This window comes from Metabacillus sp. 113a, from assembly GCF_050107635.1.
Lineage (GTDB): Bacteria > Bacillota > Bacilli > Bacillales > Bacillaceae > Metabacillus_B.
Genome location: NZ_JBNILJ010000038.1, coordinates 1 through 364, shown reverse-complemented (window position 1 = coordinate 364; position 364 = coordinate 1). Strand labels below are relative to the sequence as shown.

General features: G+C 42.3%; 2 protein-coding genes. Both read left to right on the top strand.

Annotated elements, in window-relative coordinates; all coding sequences use genetic code 11:
• Positions 1-219: 30S ribosomal protein S13 (gene rpsM / locus ACQCVE_RS19600; protein WP_426863669.1), on the top strand; the 219-nt coding region annotated here is incomplete at its 5' end.
• Between the two features lie 25 nt (positions 220-244).
• A partial coding sequence (gene rpsK / locus ACQCVE_RS19595; RefSeq protein ID WP_426863670.1) for a 30S ribosomal protein S11 occupies positions 245-364 on the top strand: 120 nt, incomplete at its 3' end.

Below are 364 nucleotides of genomic sequence, written 5' to 3'. Positions count from 1 at the left end.
GAAGATGAGTTGAACAATATCCGTGAACAATTGGATCAATACAAAATTGAAGGTGACCTTCGCCGTGAAGTATCTATGAACATCAAGCGATTGATGGAAATTGCTAGCTTCCGGGGTATCCGCCACCGCCGTGGACTACCTGTACGCGGTCAAAACACGAAGAACAATGCGCGTACGCGTAAAGGTCCTCGTAAAACTGTTGCGAACAAGAAAAAATAATCAGTAAAGGAGGTTTCTTCTTAACATGGCACGTAAACAACAAACTCGTAAGCGTCGTGTGAAAAAGAATATCGAATCAGGTATTGCTCACATCCGCTCAACATTTAACAACACAATTGTTACGATTACAGATATGCAGGGTAAC